The 19,706-nt window shown below is 72.1% G+C and carries 15 protein-coding genes; 9 read left to right on the forward strand and 6 right to left on the reverse strand.

Going from position 1 to position 19,706, the window contains the following annotated elements:
- Window positions 1-23 precede the first annotated feature (23 nt).
- The gene (locus tag QQZ13_RS10915; RefSeq protein ID WP_284529178.1) at window positions 24-995 is read left to right on the forward strand and encodes a LacI family DNA-binding transcriptional regulator; all 972 of its coding nucleotides are present in this window, start codon (window positions 24-26) and stop codon (window positions 993-995) included.
- A gap of 140 nt (window positions 996-1,135) precedes the next feature.
- Here the strand turns inward: QQZ13_RS10915 and galE are convergent, their stop codons facing one another.
- Both galE and QQZ13_RS10925 read right to left on the reverse strand, forming a co-directional pair.
- On the reverse strand, window positions 1,136-2,113 hold the full coding sequence (galE, locus tag QQZ13_RS10920; protein WP_284529120.1) for a UDP-glucose 4-epimerase GalE: 978 nt from the start codon (window positions 2,111-2,113) through the stop codon (window positions 1,136-1,138).
- On the reverse strand, window positions 2,110-3,186 hold the full coding sequence (locus tag QQZ13_RS10925) for a LacI family DNA-binding transcriptional regulator (RefSeq protein ID WP_284529122.1): 1,077 nt from the start codon (window positions 3,184-3,186) through the stop codon (window positions 2,110-2,112). Before QQZ13_RS10925 ends, galE begins: the two co-directional genes overlap by 4 nt.
- Before the next feature lie 131 nt (window positions 3,187-3,317).
- Between QQZ13_RS10925 and QQZ13_RS10930 the strand changes: the two genes are divergently transcribed.
- The 5 genes from QQZ13_RS10930 to QQZ13_RS10950 all read left to right on the forward strand — a co-directional run bounded on the left by QQZ13_RS10930 (window position 3,318) and on the right by QQZ13_RS10950 (window position 9,978).
- Complete coding sequence (locus tag QQZ13_RS10930) at window positions 3,318-4,253, forward strand: carbohydrate ABC transporter permease (protein ID WP_284529123.1); 936 nt, start codon at window positions 3,318-3,320, stop codon at window positions 4,251-4,253.
- A gap of 98 nt (window positions 4,254-4,351) precedes the next feature.
- Complete coding sequence (locus QQZ13_RS10935) at window positions 4,352-5,161, forward strand: carbohydrate ABC transporter permease (protein ID WP_284529179.1); 810 nt, start codon at window positions 4,352-4,354, stop codon at window positions 5,159-5,161.
- 67 nt (window positions 5,162-5,228) lie between these two features.
- Window positions 5,229-6,578: a sugar ABC transporter substrate-binding protein gene (locus tag QQZ13_RS10940; protein WP_284529125.1), complete on the forward strand. Its 1,350-nt coding sequence runs from the start codon at window positions 5,229-5,231 to the stop codon at window positions 6,576-6,578.
- 108 nt (window positions 6,579-6,686) lie between these two features.
- Entirely contained in the window at window positions 6,687-8,462 is a 1,776-nt protein-coding gene (locus QQZ13_RS10945) for a beta-galactosidase family protein (RefSeq protein WP_284529127.1), read from the forward strand.
- A 1-nt stretch (window position 8,463) separates the two neighbouring features.
- Window positions 8,464-9,978, forward strand: coding sequence for an alpha-N-arabinofuranosidase (locus QQZ13_RS10950; RefSeq protein WP_284529128.1), 1,515 nt, complete (start codon window positions 8,464-8,466; stop codon window positions 9,976-9,978).
- 169 nt (window positions 9,979-10,147) lie between these two features.
- Here the strand turns inward: QQZ13_RS10950 and pgm are convergent, their stop codons facing one another.
- Window positions 10,148-11,827 (reverse strand): phosphoglucomutase (alpha-D-glucose-1,6-bisphosphate-dependent), encoded by a 1,680-nt coding sequence (pgm, locus tag QQZ13_RS10955; RefSeq protein WP_284529129.1) that lies wholly within the window; start codon window positions 11,825-11,827, stop codon window positions 10,148-10,150.
- 146 nt (window positions 11,828-11,973) lie between these two features.
- The gene (locus tag QQZ13_RS10960; protein WP_284529131.1) at window positions 11,974-12,894 is read right to left on the reverse strand and encodes a LysR family transcriptional regulator; all 921 of its coding nucleotides are present in this window, start codon (window positions 12,892-12,894) and stop codon (window positions 11,974-11,976) included.
- Window positions 12,895-12,967: 73 nt separating this feature from the next.
- Here QQZ13_RS10960 and QQZ13_RS10965 point away from each other — a divergent pair, with 73 nt between their 5' ends.
- A complete protein-coding gene (locus QQZ13_RS10965; RefSeq protein ID WP_284529133.1) occupies window positions 12,968-13,873 on the forward strand; it encodes an EamA family transporter in 906 nt (301 codons plus the stop codon).
- A 118-nt stretch (window positions 13,874-13,991) separates the two neighbouring features.
- On the forward strand, window positions 13,992-14,945 hold the full coding sequence (gene pheA, locus QQZ13_RS10970) for a prephenate dehydratase (protein WP_284529134.1): 954 nt from the start codon (window positions 13,992-13,994) through the stop codon (window positions 14,943-14,945).
- A gap of 23 nt (window positions 14,946-14,968) precedes the next feature.
- Here the strand turns inward: pheA and QQZ13_RS10975 are convergent, their stop codons facing one another.
- Both QQZ13_RS10975 and QQZ13_RS10980 read right to left on the reverse strand, forming a co-directional pair.
- Window positions 14,969-16,030, reverse strand: coding sequence for an LLM class flavin-dependent oxidoreductase (locus tag QQZ13_RS10975; RefSeq protein ID WP_284529180.1), 1,062 nt, complete (start codon window positions 16,028-16,030; stop codon window positions 14,969-14,971).
- A 61-nt stretch (window positions 16,031-16,091) separates the two neighbouring features.
- Window positions 16,092-18,416 (reverse strand): hypothetical protein, encoded by a 2,325-nt coding sequence (locus QQZ13_RS10980; protein WP_284529135.1) that lies wholly within the window; start codon window positions 18,414-18,416, stop codon window positions 16,092-16,094.
- Window positions 18,417-18,527: 111 nt separating this feature from the next.
- Between QQZ13_RS10980 and QQZ13_RS10985 the strand changes: the two genes are divergently transcribed.
- Window positions 18,528-19,535 (forward strand): LacI family DNA-binding transcriptional regulator, encoded by a 1,008-nt coding sequence (locus tag QQZ13_RS10985; protein ID WP_284529136.1) that lies wholly within the window; start codon window positions 18,528-18,530, stop codon window positions 19,533-19,535.
- Window positions 19,536-19,706 lie beyond the last annotated feature (171 nt).

Consider the following 19,706-nt stretch of genomic DNA (forward strand, 5'->3'; position numbering starts at 1 on the left):
GGGCGATGGAACGTCGGGTCTCGATGGGAGACGTCGCCGCGGTCGCGGGCGTCTCGGCGCAGACGGTGTCGCGCGTCGTCAACGACAGCCCCCGCGTCGATCCCGCCACCCGGGCGCGTGTCGAGGATGCGATGGCTCAGCTCGGGTACCAGCTCAACCGCACGGCGCGGGCGCTGCGGACCGGCCGCTTCCACACCATCGGGGTCGTCGTGGCGACCCTCGCCACCGTCGGCAACTCGCGGATGCTCGAGGCCGTCGCCTCGTCCGCGGCCCGTCGCGGATTCGCTCTCACCGTCGTCACCCTCGCCGGGCGGGAGGGCGTGGCAGGCGCCTTCGCCCAGCTGCGGGAGCAGGGTGTCGACGGCGCCATCGTGCTGAACGAGGCGACCGCGATCGCCGGCGAGGCGGCCCTGCCGCAGGGCCTGCGGATCGTCGCGGTCGACTCGCCGCGACCCGCCCCGGCCGCCGCGCCCGCGTTCGCGACCGTACAGTCCGACCATCGCGGCGGCGCCGCCGCGGCGACCTCGCACCTGCTCGCTCGCGGGCACGACACCGTGTGGCATCTGGCCGGGCCCGAGACCTCGTTCGCCGCGGGAGAGCGCGAGCGCGGCTGGCGCGAGACGCTCGTCGCCGCCGGTGCGGTGGTGCCGCCGCTCGTGCGGGGCGACTGGTCGGCCGCCTCCGGCTTCGCCGCCGGTGTCGAGCTGGCAGCGCGCCCCGGCGTGACCGCCGTGTTCGCGGCGAACGATCAGATGGCCCTCGGTCTGCTGCGGGCGCTCGCCGAGGCGGGCCGCGTCGTCGGCGTCGACGTGCAGGTCGTCGGCTACGACGACGTGGCGGACGCCGCGGAGTTCCGCCCGCCGCTGACCACCGTGCGCCAGGACTTCGACGCGCTCGGCGAGGCCGCCGTCAGCGCGCTCGTGGCCGCGATCGCGAACACCCCCGCGACGCACACCGTCGTCCCGACGACGCTCGTCCCCCGCGCCTCCGCGTAGCCCCGCCCAGCCCCGCCGCCCCGCCCCGCCACCGGCGCCCAGCCCACCCCGTACCGCCCAGCCCACCGCGTGCGTGCGCGCACGAGAGGGTGGGGTCGGGGCGAGAGGGTGGGGTCGGCGACGAGCAGGGTGAGGCGGGATCAGCCGGCGGCGCGGCGGGCCTCCCAGCCCGAGCGGACCATCTCGTCCACCGTGTAGCGGTTCTGCCAGTCGAGGTCGCGGGCGGCGAGGTCGCCGGTCGCGACGATGCGGTCGGGATCGCCGGGCCGGCGCGGGCCGATCTCGGGCTCGAAGTCGATGCCGGTGCCGCGTGCCATGGCGTCCATGATCTGTCGCACCGACAGGCCGTTGCGCGAGCCGAGGTTGTACGCGGGCTCCACCGGCTCGCCGGCCTGCAGGCGCTGCGCGGCGACGACGTGCGCCGCCGCGATGTCGCCGACGTGCACGTAGTCGCGGACGTTGGTGCCGTCGGGGGTGTCGTAGTCGTCGCCGAAGATCTTGGGCGTGCGCCCTTCGATGAGGGCTTCGAACACCAGCGGGAAGAGGTTGTGCGGGCTCGTGTCGTAGACGCTCGGGTCGCTGGAGCCCACGACGTTGAAGTAGCGCAGCGACGTGTGCCGCAGCGGCGCGTCGGAGGACGCCGTGGCGACCGCCTGATCGCGCAGCAGCCACTCGCCGATGAGCTTGGACTCGCCGTAGGGGGAGGCGGGGCGCTTGGGGAGGTCCTCGGTCACGAGCTCGACGTCGGGGGTGCCGTAGACGGCCGCGCTGGACGAGAACACGAGGTGGGAGACGCCGGTCTCGGCCATCGCGGCCAGGACGACCCGCGTCCCTTCGACGTTCTGCTCGTAGGTGTGGAGAGGGCGCTGCACCGAGACGCCCGCGTACTTGTAGCCCGCCACGTGGATGACCCCGGCGACCCGGTGACTGCGGAGCGTCTCGACGAGGAGGGAGTGATCGAGGATCGATCCCCGCACGAACGGCACGCCCTCCGGGACGAACTCCGCGTGCCCGCTCGACAGGTCGTCGAGGACGACCGGCGACATGCCGGCGTCCGAGAGCGCGCGGACGATGTGGGCGCCGATGTACCCGGCGCCTCCGGTGACGAGCCAGCTCATGAATCCTCCTGCGGGATGGGGGTGGGTAGGGGGTGCGGTCCCCGGTAGGGGCCGCTGGACTGGCGGGTGACGAGCTCGATGCCGACCTTGCGCTCCCCGGGTTCGAGGTCGCGGCCCTGGATCTCGTCGATGATGAGCGACACGGCCAAGGATCCCGCATCCTCGAAGAACTGGTGCACGGTGGTCAGGGGCGGCCAGAAGTGCGCGGCCTCGTCCATGTCGTCGAACCCGACGACACTGACATCCTCGGGCACGCGGATGCCGCGCTCGTGGAGCGCGCGCAGGAGCCCCAGGGCCATCTGGTCGTTGGAGACGAACACCGCGCTCGCCTCGGGGATCTCGGCCAGCCGCAGCCCGGCGCGGTAGCCCGCCTCCGCGCTCCAGTCGCCCTGGAACGGCTCGGGGACGGGACGCCCCGCGGCGACGAGGGTGTCGCGCCAGGTCTCGGTGCGCTCGCGGGCGGAGTTGGACTCGGCCGGTCCGGCGACGTGCCACACCGTGGGATGCCCGAGGTCGAGCAGATGCTGCACGGCCAGGCGCGCCCCCGCGGTCTGGTCGCCGTTGATCGACGGCCGGTCGGGACGGGCGCCGGCTTCGACGATGATGCTCGGGATGCCGTCGGGGAACTCGAGCGCCGACTTGGAGATCAGGTGGGACTCGATGATGACGATGATGCCGTCGACGGCGTCCTGCCCGAGTCGCGACAGCGCGGAGGACACCTGTCCCTCGGTGGCGTCGTTCTCGGTCGCCGGCTGCACCTGGATCAGCTCCACGGCGTAGTCGCGGCGGGCCGCTTCGGCGACGATCCCCGAGATCGTGCGGATGTTCCCGAGGGTGCCGAGCGTGAACACCACGACGCCGATCGAGCCGAACGAGCCGCGCCGCAGAGCGCGCGCGGCGACGTTCGGCCGGTAGCCGAGCTCGCTCATGGCGGCCAGCACCTTGCGGCGGGTGGGCTCGGCCACGTTCGGCACGTTGTTCGCGACCCGCGACACCGTCTGCCCGGAGACACCGGCACGCTGCGCCACTTCGCGCAGGGAGACGGATCGGGGGTGCTCGTTGGCCAGGGACATCAGCCTCACTCTAGGCCTTCGGACGAATCGGGGTTGACAGATGTTGACGTGAACATGCTACTCTCGCCCCGACGATGTTGACGTAAACATCGCCAGCGCCCGAACCCCCGACGAAGAGGACTGAGACGAGGATGTCGACCATCGCTCCCGCGGTTCCCGCAGAAACGGCTGCCGCCGGCCGCCGCCGCGGACGTCGCACCACCACGCGGCAATGGGCGGGCCTCGGATTCGTGGCCCCGTTCCTGATCGTGTTCGCCGTCACGTTCCTCGCGCCCGTGGCGTACTCGATCTACCTCAGCCTCTTCCGCAACAAGCTCGTCGGCGGCAACTCGTTCGTCGGCGTCGAGAACTACCTGCAGGCCTTCACCGACCCGAAGTTCATCGAGGGGGCGCTGCGGGTCTCGCTCTTCCTCGCGGTGCAGGTGCCGATCATGCTGGCGCTGGCGCTCGTCGCGGCCCTCGCCATCGACTCCCGCCGCCTCGCGGGATCGTCCCTGTTCCGCATCGGCCTGTTCCTGCCCTATGCGGTGCCCGGCGTCGTCGCCGTGCTCATGTGGGGCTTCATGTACTCGGAGCGGATGGGGCTGGCGGGCAACGTCAACAACCTGCTCGGCTTCGACCTCATCACGCCCTTCACCCAGCAGTGGATCCTGGTCGCGATCGGCAACATCGTCACCTGGGAGTTCGTCGGCTACAACATGCTGATCTTCTACTCGGCGCTGCGCGCCATCCCGGGCGACATCTACGAGGCCGCCGCCCTCGACGGCGCCGGGCAGTTCCGGATCGTCTGGAGCATCAAGCTCCCGGCCCTGCGCGGCGCGATCGTCATCGCCACCATCTTCTCGATCATCGGCAGCTTCCAGCTCTTCAACGAGCCGAACATCCTGCGCCCCCTGGCGCCGAGCCTCATCACCACCTACTTCACCCCGAACATGTACGCCTACAACCTCAGCTTCTTCGGACAGCAGGTCAACTACGCCGCCACGGTCGCGATCATCATGGGCGTCGTCACGGCCGTGATCGCCTACGTCGTGCAGCTGCGCGGCAACCGGCAGGAGCTGCGATGACCGCCACGACCACCGTCTCGCGCCGCCGGGCGCGCGCCCTCGACCGCTCCCCGGGGCTGCTCGACCGTCCCCGCCGCTCGGTCGGCCTGACGATCGCGATGTCGCTCTTCCTCGTCTACTCGTTCCTGCCGCTGGCGTGGCTCGTCATCAGCTCGACGAAGACGCAGGAATCGCTCTACACGTCGTTCGGGCTGTGGTTCTCGGGTCCGTTCGCCTTCTTCGACAACGTCGTGGAGACGCTCACCTACAACGACGGCATCTTCGTCCGCTGGCTCGGCAACACCCTGCTCTACGTCGTCGCCGGCGCCGGCGGCGCGACGATCCTCGCCACCCTCGCCGGCTACGGCCTGGCCAAGTTCACCTTCCCCGGCAAGCGCGCGATCTTCGCGGTGGTGCTCGGTGCCATCGCCGTGCCGGGAACGGCGCTGGCGGTGCCCACATTCCTCATGTTCAGCCAGATGGGCCTCACGAACACCGGGTGGGCGATCATCATCCCGTCGCTGATCTCGCCGTTCGGCCTCTACCTGATCTGGGTGTACGCGGTCGACTCGGTGCCCACCGAGCTGCTCGAGGCGGCGCGCGTGGACGGCGCCGGCGAGCTGCGCACGTTCTTCACCATCTCGATCAAGCTCCTGGCCCCCGGGATCGTGACCGTCGCGATGTTCGCGATCGTGGCCACCTGGAACAACTACTTCCTGCCGTTGATCATGCTCAACGACCCCGCCCTGTTCCCGCTGACCATCGGTCTGCAGCAGTGGAACATGCAGGCGACCGGCGTCGGGTCCGACCCGATCTTCAACCTGGTGATCACCGGTGCACTTCTCACGATCGTCCCGATCGTGATCGCGTTCCTCCTGCTGCAGCGGTTCTGGCAGTCGGGGCTCAGCGCGGGAAGCGTCAAGCAGTAGGGGACTGCTGACCGTCGAACCATCCTCCCCAACGATCCGACTCCGAAGAAGCGGAAGGACACAGCAAATGAGAAAGCGCACTCTGGTCCGCGGCATCGCCACCGGCGCCGCCGCCCTCCTGATCGGCGCGGGCCTCGCGGCCTGCGCCGGCGACACCACCCCCGGCAACGACGCGGAGCCCGGCAGCGCCGACGCCATCGAGGCGGCGCTCGAGGAGGGCGGGGAGCTCACCTACTGGACGTGGACCCCCTCCGCCGAGGCCCAGGTCGAGGCGTTCCAGGACGCCTATCCCAACGTCGAGGTCACCGTGGTCAACACCGCGAGCGCCAACGACAACAACCTCAAGCTCCAGAACGCGATCGCCGCCGGGTCGGGCGCCCCCGACGTCGTGCAGGTCGAGTACCAGTCGCTGCCGCAGTTCATCCTCTCCGACTCGCTCCTGGACCTCACCGACTACGGCTTCGGCGAGCTCGAGGACCTGTACACCCCCGGCCCGTGGGGCGCGGTCGCCCAGCAGGGCGGCATCTGGGGCCTCCCGCAGGACTCGGGCCCGATGGCGCTGTTCTACAACAAGCGCGTCTTCGACGAGTTCGGCCTCGAGGTCCCGACCACCTGGGACGAGTACATCGAGGCGGGCCGCGCCCTGCAGGCCGCCGACCCCGAGTACTTCATCACCAACGACTCCGGCACCGACGCCGGCTTCGGCACGTCGATGATCTGGCAGGCCGGCGGGCGTCCCTTCCAGGCGGACGGCGAGAACATCACCGTCGACCTCGCCGACGAGGGCACCCAGAAGTGGGCGAGCACGTGGGACACCCTCGTGCAGGAGGACCTCATGAGCCAGATCTCCGGCTGGACCGACGAGTGGTTCGCGGGCCTGGCCAGCGGCAAGATCGCGACGCTGCCGATCGGCGCGTGGATGCCGGGCGTGTTCGAGTCGGGCGCTGCCGACGGCGCCGGCGACTGGCGCGTCGCGCCGATGCCGACCTACGACGGCGGCGCGGCGGTCACGGCCGAGAACGGCGGCAGCTCGGAGGCGGTGACCAAGCAGTCGAAGAACCCTGCACTGGCGGCCGGCTTCCTCAAGTGGCTCAACTCGTCCGAGGACTCCATCGACGTGTTCCTCGAGAGCGGCGGGTTCCCGGCCACGGTCGCCGACCTCAACTCGGACGACTTCCTCAACTACGAGTCGGACTACTTCGGCGGTCAGAAGATCAACGAGGTGCTCGTCGAGGCGGCCAACTCGGTCAGCACCGGATGGCAGTACCTGCCCTGGCAGTCCTACGCCAACAGCATCTACGCCGACACCGTCGGACAGGCCTACCTGAACAAGACGTCCATCGCCGACGGCCTCGCCGCGTGGCAGCAGCAGAACGTGACGTACGGCTCGGAGCAGGGCTTCACCGTCTCGGAGTGACTTCGTCCCCCGGGACGTCCCACGGGCGGCCGGATCCACGTCCGGATCCGGCCGCCCGCCTCTGCCCGCCCCCCTCGCCGCCGCCTCCGGCCCCTCTCTGGAGTACCCATGACCGCACCGATCTTCGAGATCGGCGACCGCGACTTCCTGCTCGACGGCTCTCCCCATCGCGTGATCTCCGGCGCCCTCCACTACTTCCGCATCCATCCGGACCAGTGGCGCGACCGCATCCGCTGGGGGCGGCGGATGGGTCTGAACACCATCGAGACCTACGTCGCGTGGAACGAGCACGCCCCCGAGGAGGGGACGTGGGACACGACCGGTCGCCTCGACCTCGCGCGGTTCCTGCAGACGGTCCACGAGGAGGGGATGCACGCGATCGTCCGCCCCGGCCCCTACATCTGCGCCGAGTTCGATGGGGGCGGCCTGCCGGCCTGGCTGTTCCGCGCCGCCGATGAGGCGCGACCGGTCGGCGTCCGCAGCCTCGAGCCGCAGTACATGGCGGCGGTGTCGGAGTACCTCCGGCGCGTGATGGAGATCGTCGTGCCGCTGCAGATCGATCGCGGAGGGCCGGTGATCCTGATGCAGGTGGAGAACGAGTACGGGGCCTACGGCGCCGACCACGACTATCTGCGCGCGCTCACCGACCTCTACCGTGCGTGCGGCGTGACGGTGCCGCTCACGACCGTCGACCAGCCGCACCCCGGCATGCTCGCGGCGGGCACGCTCCCCGAGCTGCTCACGACCGGCTCGTTCGGCTCACGCGTGCCGGAGCGCCTGGCGGCCCTGCGCGCGCAGCAGCCGAGCGGTCCGCTCATGTGCAGCGAGTTCTGGTGCGGCTGGTTCGACCACTGGGGCGCCCACCATCACGTGACCGACCCGGCGGCCTCCGCGCACGAGCTCGACGCGCTGCTCGCGGCGGGAGCGTCGGTGAACATCTACATGCTGCACGGCGGCACGAACTTCGGGCTGACCAACGGCGCCAACGACAAGGGCGTCTACCAGCCGACCGTCACGAGCTACGACTACGACGCCCCGCTGGACGAGGCCGGGCGCCCGACCGAGAAGTTCTGGGCCTTCCGCGAGGTCATCTCCCGCTACGCGCCCGTGCCGCCGCTGGAGCGCACGGCGAGCACCGCTCTCGTCGTGCCCGAGCCTGCGCCGCTGCGTCCGATCGGCACCCTCGCCGAGGTCGCCCCGGCGGTGTGGACGACCCACGACGGGCTTCCCACGATGGACGCCGTCGGCATCTGGCGCGGCTTCGCGCGCTACCGGACCGCGCTCGCCGGCGCCGCCGGGCCGGCGGTCCTGTCGGTCGGAGAGGTGCGCGACCGCGCGTGGGTCCTCCTCGACGGGGCGCCCGTCGGCTCCCTCGCACGGGAAGCGCACGAGCGCACGCTGACCCTCCCCTCCGGGCGGGGCCTGCTGGAGATCCTCGTCGAGGACGAGGGCCGCGTGAACTACGGCCCTCGCATCGGGGAGCCGAAGGGCCTGATCGGACCGGCGACGCTCGACGGCTCGCCGCTGAGTGCCTGGGAGGTGTCCGCCGTCGAGCTCGACGCGGTCCCCGCCGCGGAACCGGCGGGCGGCGACGGTGCCCTCGGCGCCCCGGGCGTGGGCGCGACGGTGTGGCAGGCGACGTTCGCCCTCGACGAGCCCGCCGACCTCTCCCTCTCGACCGCGGGGCTCGGCAAGGGACTCGTGTGGATCGGCGACACCTGCCTCGGCCGCTACTGGCGCAAAGGCCCCCAGGCCTCCCTGTACATCCCCGCTCCGCTCACCCGCGCGGGGGCCAATACGCTGACGGTGCTGGAACTGGAAGCGCTCGACATCGACGCGCTCCGGTTCCTCGACGACCTCGCCCTCGGACACACGGAGCACTGACATGACCAGCCCCGCGATCGGGACCGTCGACACAGGCCCCGGCATCACACTCGACCGGCGCCTGTTCGGCGGCTTCGTCGAGCACCTCGGCCGGCACATCTACGACGGGATCCACGAGCCCGGCCACCCGTCAGCCGATGCCGACGGGTTCCGCACCGATGTCGTGGAGCTCGTCCGGGAGCTCGGCGTCTCGACGATCCGCTACCCGGGCGGCAACTTCGTCTCGGGCTACCGCTGGGAGGACGGCGTCGGGCCGCGCGAGGAGCGTCCGCGGCGGCTCGACCTCGCCTGGCACGTGACCGAGACCAACGAGGTGGGACTCCACGAGTTCGCCGCGTGGCTGGAGAAGGTCGGCTCCGACCTCATGCTCGCCGTGAACCTCGGGACGCGCGGCACGGCGGAGGCGCTGGACCTCCTCGAGTACGCGAACGCCGAGGTCGACACCGCGCACACCCGGGCCCGCGCGGCCAACGGCCGCACCGAGCCGTTCGGGGTGCGCATGTGGTGCCTCGGGAACGAGATGGACGGCTGGTGGCAGGTGGGCGCCCGGAGCGCCACGGACTACGGCAAGCTCGCGGCCCGCACCGCCAAGGCGATGCGCCGGTTCGATCCGGACCTCGAGCTGGTCGTGTGCGGCTCGTCGTCGCGCACCATGCCGACCTTCGGCGCGTGGGAGCGCGAGGTGCTCGCCCACACGTTCGACGACGTGGACTTCATCTCCTGCCATGCGTACTACGAGCCGATCGGCGACGATGCGCAGGAGTTCCTGGCCTCGGCCGTCGACATGCACCTCTTCATCGAGGAGGTGGTGCGCATCGCCGACGAGGTCGCGGCCGAGAGGTCCAGCGACAAGCGCATCATGATCTCGTTCGACGAGTGGAACGTGTGGTACCAGTCGCGGTGGAACGCGATCGAGGGCTCGCAGCCGCGCGACGAGTGGCCGGTCGCCCCGCGCCTGCTCGAGGACGTGTACACCGTGCGCGACGCCGTGGTCGTCGGCGACCTCCTCATCACGCTCCTGCAGCACGCGGACCGCGTGAGGTCGGCGTCGCTGGCGCAGCTGGTCAACGTCATCGGCCCGATCATGACCGAGCCGGGCGGCCCCGCCTGGCGGCAGACGACGTTCTTCCCGTTCGCCCTGACGTCCCGCCTTGCGGGGGAGCAGGTGCGGCGGATCGCGGTCGAATCCGCCACGTTCGAGAGCACGCGGTTCGGCGTGGTGCCGACCGTCAACGCCGTCGCGACCGTCGACGATGCCGGGATCAGTGTGTTCGTCGCCCACCGTTCGACGACCGACGCCACCGAGGTGCGCCTCGATCTGTCCGCTGCGGCGGGCGGGCGTGCTCTCACCGTGACCGAGGCCCATCTCCTGCACGACGACGACGCCGACGCGGCCAACACCTTCGGCGACCCGGGCCGCGTCGCGCCCCGCGCGCTCGACGGCGTGAGGGTCGAGGACGGCGTCCTCGTGCTGCCGCTTCCCGCCGTGTCGTGGGCCGCCGTGCGCCTGAGCTGATCCGGCGGGACCTCGGGTGCCGGCCGCGCGGCGTGGCGAGGCGTGGCGTGGCGAAAGCAGGCTGCAGCGCCCCGCGGGCGGCGGTCAGCCGTGGCCAGCCCCGGATGGCCCTGCTTTTGCCACCACCACCGTCCCTGACCGCCGTCCCTGACCGGGCCCGGGGCCGGGCTCAGGCGTCGCCGAGGGCTTCGCTGACGACGGCGCGCGCCTCGGCCTGCACCTCGGCGAGGTGCTCGGGGCCGCGCAGCGACTCAGCGTAGAGCTTGTAGACGTCCTCGGTGCCCGACGGGCGGGCGGCGAACCACGCGTGCTCGGTCTGCACCTTCAGGCCGCCGATCGCCGCGCCGTTGCCGGGTGCGTGCGACAGCTTGGCCGTGATCGGCTCGCCGGCCAGCGTCGTCGCCGACACCGACTCGGGGGCGAGCTTGCCGAGCGCCGCCTTCTGCGCGGGCGTGGCGGGTGCGTCCACGCGCTGATACGCCGAGGCGCCGTACTCCGCCTCGAGCTCCGCGTACCGCTGCGACGGGGTCTTGCCGGTGACGGCGAGGATCTCCGACGCCAGCAGGCACAGGAGGATGCCGTCCTTGTCGGTCGTCCACACCTCCCCGTCGGTCCGCAGGAACGACGCGCCGGCCGACTCCTCGCCCCCGAAGGCGACCGAGCCGTCGAGCAGGCCGGGCACGAACCACTTGAAGCCGACGGGCACCTCGACGAGCCGGCGCCCGAGCGCGGCGACGACCTTGTCGATGATCATCGACGACACGAGCGTCTTGCCGACGGCGGCGTCGGCGCGCCACCCCGGGCGGTGCGAGTAGAGGTAGTCGATCGCGACGGCGAGGTAGTGGTTCGGGTTCATGAGCCCCGCGTCGGGCGTCACGATGCCGTGCCGGTCGGCGTCCGCGTCGTTGCCGGTGAGGATGTCGTACTCGTGACGGCGCGCGACCAGCGACGCCATCGCCGAGGGCGACGAGGGGTCCATCCGGATCTTCTCGTCCCAGTCGAGCGTCATGAACCGCCAGGTGGGATCGACCTCGGGGTTCACGACCGTGAGGTCGAGCCCGTAGCGCTCGGCGATCAGGGCCCAGTACTCGACCGAGGCGCCGCCCAGCGGATCGGCGCCGATTCGCACCCCGGCGCGGCGGATCGCCTCGACGTCGATGATGTTCGCGAGATCGCCGACGTACCCCTCGCGGAAGTCGTAGGAGCCCACGTGGCCGGCGGCGATGTCGGCGAAGCGCACGCGCTGCACGCCGCTCAGGCCCTCTGCGATGAGGGCGTTGGCCCGGTCGGCGATCCAGCCGGTGGCATCGGTGTCGGCGGGACCGCCGTGCGGCGGGTTGTACTTGAAGCCGCCGTCGCGCGGCGGGTTGTGCGACGGGGTCACCACGATGCCGTCCGCGAGGCCCGCCTGTGCCGCATCCGATCCCTGTGCCGCATCCGATCCCTGTGCCTCTCGGAGGGCGCGGTTGTAGGTGAGGATGGCGTGGCTGAGCGCCGGCGTCGGCACCCACGAGTCGCGGGAGTCCACGCGCACGTCGACGCCGTTCGCCACGAGCACCTCGATCGCGGTGCGCTCGGCGGGGCGGGAGAGCCCGTGGGTGTCGCGTCCGAGGAAGAGGGGGCCGGTGATGCCCTGCGCGGCGCGGTACTCCACGATCGCCTGCGTGGTGGCGAGGATGTGGTCCTCGTTGAAGCTCGTCGACAGCGACGAGCCGCGGTGACCGCTCGTGCCGAAGGCGACCCGCTGCTCGGGCACCCCGGCATCCGGCTTTCGGTCGTAGTACGCGGCGATCAGATCGTCGATGTCGATGAGGTCGGATGCTTCGGCGGGCTGTCCTGCGCGGCTCATGGGTCCAGTCTGCCCTCCCGGCGACGGGGATGCATCGGTCTTGACAGACTCCGTGGCGTCCGGCGCGCGTCCACGACTCCGGAAGACCGCCCGTCGACGGGACGGGATGAGGCCCCGAGGCCCCGGACGCGTGCGGGATTCCGGAGTTACGAACGGCCGAGGTCGATCGCGCGCGTGGCCACCTCGTCGAGCACGGCGCGCAGCGCGGGGGAGTCCGCCTGGGTGCGGCGATGCACGGTGCTGACCGCACGGACCGACGCCGGTCCCTCGGTGGGGATCGCGACGAGGTCGTCGCCGAGATCGCCGCGGCCGAGACGGGGGACGAGGGCGACTGCGAGGCCGGCCCGGGCGAGCTCGAGGTGGTTCTGGAACTCCATCGACTCGTGGACGATGCGGGGAGCACCGCTCACCCCGTCGAAGAGGCGTCGCAGCCACTGGCGGCAGATGGTCGAGTCGAACGTGGCCACCCACGGTTCGTCGGCGAGGTCCTCCGGGCGGAGCGACGTGCGGTCGGCGAGGCGATGGGTCCGGGGGAGGATGACGTCCGCGACATCGGTGAACAGCGGCGTCTCGATCAGATGGTCGGGCATCGCGAGGGCCACTCCGCCCCAGCGGTGCACGACGCCCAGGTCGCGCTGGCCGGACGCGACGAGGGCGATCGTCTCCCACGGCTCGCTCTCGCGCAGCGGCAGCCGGAGGGCGGGATGCCGATCGCCGAGCGCGGAGAGCACCGGAAGCAGGAGGCCCCGGACCACCGTCGAGAAGGCGGCGATCCGGATCTCCCCGACGAGCGCGTCGGGCGCCTCGGCGAGCGACTGGATGTCGGCGCGGATGCGCTCGATGTCGGCGAGCACCGGCGTCGAGGCGACGACCAGACGCGTGGCGGCGTCGGTCAGGACGACCCCGCGGCCGGCGCGTTCGAGCAGCACCACGCCGGTCTCCCGCTCGAGGCGCTTCACCTGCTGCGACACGGCGGACGGCGTGAAGCCGAGCATGGCGGCGGCGCGGGCGACGCTGCCCTCGGTCGCGATGGTGCGGAGGGAGACGACGGCATCCAGATCCATCATGTAGCGATGCTACCGAATTCGACGCGAAAACAATCGCTTGTGCTTCACCTCCAACAGCGGTCGGATGGAGGCCATGAGCCGACGCGACATGGTCCTCGCCGCCCTGGTGGCCTCCCTCTGGGGGGTGAACTTCGTGGTGATCGCGTGGGGCATGACCGGCATCCCCCCGCTCCTGTTCGTGGCGATCCGGTTCGGCGTCGTCGCGCTCTTCGCCGTGGTCGTCCCGCGCCCGGCCACCGGATGGCGTGTCGTGGTCGGGGTCGGCATCTTCATGAGCCTGGGCCAGTTCGGTCTCCTCTACACGTCCATGGCACTCGGCCTGCAGCCCGGGCTCGCCGCGCTGCTGCTGCAGGCGCAGGTGGTCTTCACGATCGCGATCGCCGCAGGGGTGCTGCGGGAGCGTCCCACGGCGGCGCAGATCGTGGGCGTCCTGCTCGGCTGCGCCGGACTCGCGATCGTCGCGCTCGGACGCGGGGGAGACGCGCCGGCGATCGCGGTCGTGCTCGCGCTCGCGGCCGCCCTGTCGTGGGGCGTCGGGAACGTGATCGCCCGCCGCGCCGGCGACGTCCGGGGTCCTGGACGCGGTGGAGCGCTGTCGCTGACGGTGTGGTCGGCGCTCGTGGTGCCCGTCCCCGCGTTCGCGCTGTCGCTCGCGGTCGAGGGGTCCGCGGCGGTCGGCGCCGGCCTGGCATCGTTCGGGTGGGCGGCGGCCCTGTCCACGCTGTACACCGCGATCCTCTGCACGGTGATCGGCTACGCGATCTTCAACGGGCTCCTCGCCCGGAACCCCCCGGCAGCCGTCGTCCCCTGGGTGCTCCTCGCTCCTGTCGTGGCGATGGTCTCGGCGGCGCTCCTCCTCGGGCAGATCCCGAACGCGGCCGAGACGATCGGCGGCGCGATCCTCGTCGTCGGTGTGCTCGTCACCGGCATCCGCCGTGGCATCCGGGTGCGGGAGGTCGCCGCCGCCGGACCGGCGTGACTCCCTCGTCACCCGCCGAGCGGGCCGCAACCACCCGGGATCCGCGCCGCCGCAGGCCGGATCGAAGCAGTGGTGCGCATCGGCGTCGCGCCGAGTCCAGCGCACTAGGCTTGCCCCCGTGACCGTCGACCCCGCCCCGCGCCGCACCTACAGCTATCTCGGGCCGGCCGGCACCTTCACCGAGGCGGCCCTCGGACAGGTCGCCGAAGCGCGGGACCAGGTGTGGCGCCCGGTGCGCAACGTCGGCGAGGCGCTGACGGACGTCGTCGAGGGCCGCTCGGACGCGGCGATGATCGCGATCGAGAACTCGATCGACGGCGGCGTGTCCACCGCGCAGGACGCCCTGGCCACCATGCCGGGACTGCGCATCGTGGGCGAATACCTCGTGCCGGTCAACTTCGTGCTCGTCGGGCGTCCCGGCACCCGGCTGGAGGACGTGTCGCTCGTCGCCGCGCATCCCGTCGCCTATGCGCAGTGCCTGCAGTGGCTGTCGGCCCACCTTCCGGAGCACGCCCACCTCCCCGCCGCGAGCAACGTCGCATCGGCGGTCGGCATCGTCGACGGCGACAGCGCCGCGCAGGCCGCGATCGCCCCTCCCGGCATCCTGGAGCACTACGACCTGGAGCTGCTGGCGTCCGACATCGGCGACAACCGCAACGCCGTCACCCGCTTCGTGCTGGTGAGCCGCACCGTCGCCCCGCCCGCCCCGACCGGCGCCGACAAGACGTCGCTCATCGCCGAGCTGCCGGACGACCATCCGGGAGCCCTGCTGGAGCTCCTCGAGCAGTTCTCCACCCGGGGCATCAACCTGTCGCTCATCGAGTCGCGCCCGATCGGCGATGCGCTCGGACGCTACCGCTTCGTCATCGACGCCGACGGCCACATCGAGGACGAGCGGATGGCGGATGCGCTGCTGGGCCTGCGCCGCTTCAGCCCGAAGGTGATCTACCTCGGGTCGTACCCCCGCGCCGACCGCGCCATCGTGCACTACCCCGACCGCTACTCCGACGACGTGTTCGTCGAGGCGCGGGACTGGCTGCGCGCTCTCATCTCCGGTGAGCCCGAGGCCTGAGGCGGGGGCCTGGGCCCGCGCCGTCAGGCTGCGAGGAGCTCGAGGGTCTCGGCGCGTCCGGCCGCGGCGTCCATCGGCTCGCCGTCGTAGGCGGCGGCCACCGGCGACACCATGACCTCGTCGACGCCGTGCTGCGCGGCGAACGCGGCCACCCGGGCGCGGACGTCGTCGCCCGCGCCGACGAACCAGCGGCTGCGGAGGGTGTCGAGCATCGCCGACGCCAGGTGGTCCTCCGCCTCGGCGGCGGCCGCCTGCTCGACGGTCTCGAGCGCGACGAGCGGTCGTCCGCCGCGCAGTCGCGCCATCATCCGCGCCTGGGGCAGCATGCGCTCCTGCGCCAGCTCGTCGGATGCGGCGGCGACCACGTTGGCGGTCACGAAGGTCCGCGGCGCGTCCAGGTGCTCGCTCGGGGTGAACTGCGACCGGTACAGGTCGAGCGCGCGCTCGAGGCCCTCTCCGGAGAAGTGGTTGGCGAAGACGTACGGCAGGCCGAAGGCCGCGGCGAGCCCGGCGGAGTAGTCACTGGAGCCCAGCAGCCACACCTCGGGCGACGTGGTCGCCGACGGCGTGGCGTGCACCGCGTACGGCTCGCCCGATCCGCCCGGCCGGCTCACGAGCCGGACGCTCGCGCCCTCGGGGGAGACGAGCCCCAGGATGTCGCGGATGTGCTCGGGGAAGCGGTCGACATCGCTCGTGGTGCCCGTCATCCGCAGCAGCTGCGTGATCACGGGATCGCTTCCGGGGGCGCGCCCGATGCCCAGGTCGACGCGTCCCGGCGCGATGGCCTCGAGGGCGGCGAACTGCTCCGCCACGACGAGCGGGGCGTGGTTGGGGAGCATGACGCCGCCGCTGCCGACGCGGATCCGCGTCGTGCGCGCCGCAGCCGCGGCGGCCAGCACCGGCGGCGTGGTCGAGGCGACCGCCGGCATGTTGTGGTGCTCGGCGAACCAGTACCGCCGGTAGCCGAGTTCGTCGGCCCGGCGCACGAGGTCGAGCGACGCCGTCACCGCCTGGGAGCTGGTCTGACCGGTGCGGACGGGTACCAGGTCGAGGACGGACAGGGCGGGAGGCGGGGGAGTGCTCATCACCACCGACAACGCCGGGCGGCCGGCGGTCATTCCTCCTCGGCGTGGCGGGGACGGCCGGTCAGCTCGTCCACGCGGCGTACAGCGTCGCGACGGCCTCCTCCGGGGGCACGAACGAGCCGGGCGCGGCGGGGCTCGGAACCCCGCGGACGGCATCCGTCAGCGGGACGATGAGCTCGCCCGGCCCGGTGGCGCGCAGGAGCGCCACGGTGTCGATGTCCTGTGCGACCAGGGCGGCGAAGATGAGCGGCACGCGCTCCTTCCACGGCGCCGGCGTCCGCTCCTCGAGCCGCTTCGCCAAGCGGGCGACCCGGCGCAGGTGCGCGAACGACGCCGCATCGAGCGCGAGCGCCTTGCGCGCGTCGCGCCCGGCGTCGGCGAGATCGGCGGCGGTGCGGATGCCGATCTCGGCGAGCCTGTCGCGATGGGTCGCGAGGGGCTCGATCTCCCACACGTCGACCGGTGCGTCCGGGTGCAGGAGCGCCCAGCGCGCGTCGCGCAGCGAATACAGCTCGGGATCCTTGGGCGCCCACTCGACGTAGGTCTTCCGGAGGAAGGCGACGGCGAGAAGATCGTCGACGGGCTGCCCGCGCATGGCCGCGCGGCAGGCGAGCCGGTAGCTCATCCCGGGGTCGCCGGATGCCGCTGCGGTGTCGTACCAGCCCTGAGTGGGTGGCAGCAGATGCGCGACGTGCGCGCGGTAGGAGGGGTTGTCGTGGAGTCGTCGCAGGACGATGGCGGTCCGGCCGCGCATCGCCCCGAGGAACGAGGACACCGAGGACGGGTCGGCAATCGCGGTGTTGTCGGCCCGGAGACGTGCGACCAGGTCCACCAGCTGGCCGAGCACGCGGGCGTGCGCCGCGGCCGTCGCAGGGGGCGTGTCGGCGGACGTGGTCGGGTCCGCCATTGCCAGCGCGATGCGGTTGCACAGCGCGGTCGCCCACAGCAGGAGCGTCCGGGCGAGCAGGTGACCGGGGGCGGGGTAGTCGGCCTCTGCCGCGGCTCCGCCGGGAGTGCCGGTCGGTGACCAATCCGAGGCGAACGGGAACGGCCCGCGGTCGCCCGAGAGCGGGGCGACGAGGTTCGCCTCGCGTTCGAGTGCACGCAGATACCTGTCGGTGGCGGCGATGTCCTCGGGGTCGGCGTAGAGCAGGTTGTCCCGCTGCCGTCGAGCGAGCGCGTTCGCCGGATCGATCTCCACGGCACGTGTCAGGAGGGGGAGACCGGCTGCGCCGCTCGCGGAGGTCGCGGCGAAGGCCAGCCCGACGCTGCGCCAGTTGGTCGCGCCGTAGAGCCCGCGCATGTCGGAGTAGTGCGCCGCCAGTGTCGTTGCCACCACCGCCGCCTGCAGCCGCTGCATCAGATCGGCGGGGGCGTCTGCGACGCCGTCGAGCACGGCGGAGGAGCGGATCGTCGCCGCCCCCACCGGGCGGCCGTTCCAGCGGATGTCCACCAGCGAGGTCGTGTCGTCGATCTCCGTCACGCCCACATGCCACGGCGACACGTTGACGACGAAGTCCGCGACGCCCGTGAGGAACGAGACCAGCGCGTTGTCGGACACCTTCGCGGTGGCGTCGGTGAGCTGGCTGAGGTCGCTCGACCCGGAGTCGACGCTGCCCGGGCCGCCCGCCCCGAGCTCCACCGTGAGTGCGGCGACCTGCGCCGACCGGACCGCCGACGGGTTCCCCTCCTTGTCGACGGCGGCCACGACGACCCGCGGCCTGCCGCCGAACCAGTGCACGGTGCGCCACGTGGCGAAGGCGGCGACGAGGCCGCCCGCGACGGCGACCGGCCACTGCGCCGGGTTGCCGGCGAGGAAACCCCACGCCCCCACGAGAACGGCAGATCCGAGAAAGAGGACCGGCAGTGGCCACCACGATCCCGGGAAGGTGAACGGCGCCGAGCGGCGCCACCGTGGCGGCAGCGACGGCCAGGGGACCACGAAGACGAGCAGGCGGGCGAAGACGATCAGGGCGGCCGTGAGCCCGAGCGCCCAGGCGAGGAGCGTGCCGAGCGGCGTCAGCCAGGACGTCAGCGTCGCGTTCCACGCGTCCACCGCGCCGACGGGTGGGGTCGGCTCGTCGGGCTTCGGAGCCGTCAGCAGGGCCTCGTCCCTCTGCGCCTCGCATGCGACGGCGCGGGTGGCGTCGCCCGCGATCCCGGCGCCGGCCTCGAGGCGCGCGATCGCCGGCGCACGGTAGCGGTCGATGAGGGTGATCGCCGCTTCGGGATCGCCGTCCTCCACGAAGGCAGCGGCCGCGTCGCAGACGGTGGCCGGCGGGCTCTCGCCGTTTGACGCGGGCTCGGCTGCGGCGCACCCGCCCAGCAATGCTCCCGCGGCGACCGTGAATGCCATCGAGACGGCGAAGATCCCCCAGCGACGCATCGGATTCCCCTTCCCGCGCCTTGCCGGGCACAGTACTGCGGCCTCGCCCGCCCGACAAGAGGCCTGCAAGCACTTGCGCGATCCTGCAAGCACTTGCGTAGGATGACGCGCATGTCGAAGCGTCTCGCGGAGGTCGCCCGCAAGGTCGGGGTGAGCGAAGCCACGGTCAGCCGCGTGCTCAACGACAAGCCGGGCGTCTCGGAGGCGACGCGCCAGGCCGTGCTGACCGCGCTCGACGTGCTCGGCTACGAGCGGCCGACCAAGCTGCGCGGCGAGCGCGCCCGTCTCGTGGGCCTCGTGCTCCCCGAGCTGACGAATCCGATCTTCCCCGCGCTCGCCGAGATCGTCGGCGGAGGGCTCACGCAGAACGGCTACACGCCGCTGCTGTGCACGCAGAACGCCGGCGGGATCACCGAGTCCGACTACGTCGACCTCCTGCTCCAGCAGCAGGTGTCGGGGGTCATCTTCCTCGGCGGCAACTACAGCCAGACCGACGCCGCGCACGAGCACTACGAGCGCCTGCGCCGGGTGAAGCTGCCGACGGTGTTCGTCAACGCCCGCATCGACGCGCTGCCGTTCGCCACCGTCTCGACCGACGACGCGGCCGCCGCCGAGCAGGCCGTCATCCACCTCCACCAGCTCGGGCATCGGCGGATCGGCCTGCTCCTCGGCCCCGCCGATCACGTGCCGTCCCAGCGCAAGCTCGCCGCCGCGCGGCGGGTGCTCGACCGGCTGGGCGCCCCGCTGCCGGACGATCTGCTGGTCCGCGGGCTGTACTCGCTCGAGTCCGGACAGGCGGGCGCCACCCGGCTGATGGCCGCCGGCGCGACGGCGATCGTGTGCGCGAGCGACCTGCTCGCGCTGGGGGCGGTCCGCGCCGCGCGGCGCAGCGGCCGGTCGGTGCCGGCGGACCTGTCGGTCGTCGGGTTCGACGACTCGGCGCTGATGAGCTGCACCGAGCCGCCGCTGACGACGGTCCGCCAGCCGATCGAGTCGATGGGCCGCACGGTCATCGAGCTCCTGCTCGCGCAGATCCAGGGCGGCGCCGAGGCTGGCGACGAGCTCCTCTTCGAGCCCGAGCTCGTCCTGCGCGCGTCGACCGCGCCGCTCTCCGCCTGACCCCCCGCACCCCGCCCGCCGGGGCCATGTCCCACATTCGGTCGTTTCCTGCGCCCCTGAGCGGCAGAAAGTGGGACATCAGCCGCCGAAAGTGGGACAACCCGGCGGAGGGGGCGGCTTGCGCGATCTTGCGGGCACTTGCGTAATCATGAAATTGCAATCATCACGCAG

The sequence above is a fragment of the Microbacterium sp. T2.11-28 genome (assembly GCF_950097975.1).
In the GTDB taxonomy this organism is placed as follows: domain Bacteria; phylum Actinomycetota; class Actinomycetes; order Actinomycetales; family Microbacteriaceae; genus Microbacterium.

Coding starts and splice junctions, on each gene's coding strand:
- QQZ13_RS10965 (WP_284529133.1), top strand. CDS start 12,968: ATGAGCCGACGCGACATGGTCCTCGCCGCCCTGGTGGCCTCCCTCTGG.
- QQZ13_RS10960 (WP_284529131.1), bottom strand. CDS start 12,894: ATGATGGATCTGGATGCCGTCGTCTCCCTCCGCACCATCGCGACCGAG.
- QQZ13_RS10945 (WP_284529127.1), top strand. CDS start 6,687: ATGACCGCACCGATCTTCGAGATCGGCGACCGCGACTTCCTGCTCGAC.
- QQZ13_RS10980 (WP_284529135.1), bottom strand. CDS start 18,416: ATGCGTCGCTGGGGGATCTTCGCCGTCTCGATGGCATTCACGGTCGCC.
- QQZ13_RS10935 (WP_284529179.1), top strand. CDS start 4,352: ATGTCGCTCTTCCTCGTCTACTCGTTCCTGCCGCTGGCGTGGCTCGTC.
- QQZ13_RS10975 (WP_284529180.1), bottom strand. CDS start 16,030: ATGAGCACTCCCCCGCCTCCCGCCCTGTCCGTCCTCGACCTGGTACCC.
- QQZ13_RS10925 (WP_284529122.1), bottom strand. CDS start 3,186: ATGTCCCTGGCCAACGAGCACCCCCGATCCGTCTCCCTGCGCGAAGTG.
- QQZ13_RS10985 (WP_284529136.1), top strand. CDS start 18,528: ATGTCGAAGCGTCTCGCGGAGGTCGCCCGCAAGGTCGGGGTGAGCGAA.
- galE (WP_284529120.1), bottom strand. CDS start 2,113: ATGAGCTGGCTCGTCACCGGAGGCGCCGGGTACATCGGCGCCCACATC.
- QQZ13_RS10915 (WP_284529178.1), top strand. CDS start 24: ATGGGAGACGTCGCCGCGGTCGCGGGCGTCTCGGCGCAGACGGTGTCG.
- pgm (WP_284529129.1), bottom strand. CDS start 11,827: ATGAGCCGCGCAGGACAGCCCGCCGAAGCATCCGACCTCATCGACATC.
- QQZ13_RS10940 (WP_284529125.1), top strand. CDS start 5,229: ATGAGAAAGCGCACTCTGGTCCGCGGCATCGCCACCGGCGCCGCCGCC.
- QQZ13_RS10930 (WP_284529123.1), top strand. CDS start 3,318: ATGTCGACCATCGCTCCCGCGGTTCCCGCAGAAACGGCTGCCGCCGGC.
- QQZ13_RS10950 (WP_284529128.1), top strand. CDS start 8,464: ATGACCAGCCCCGCGATCGGGACCGTCGACACAGGCCCCGGCATCACA.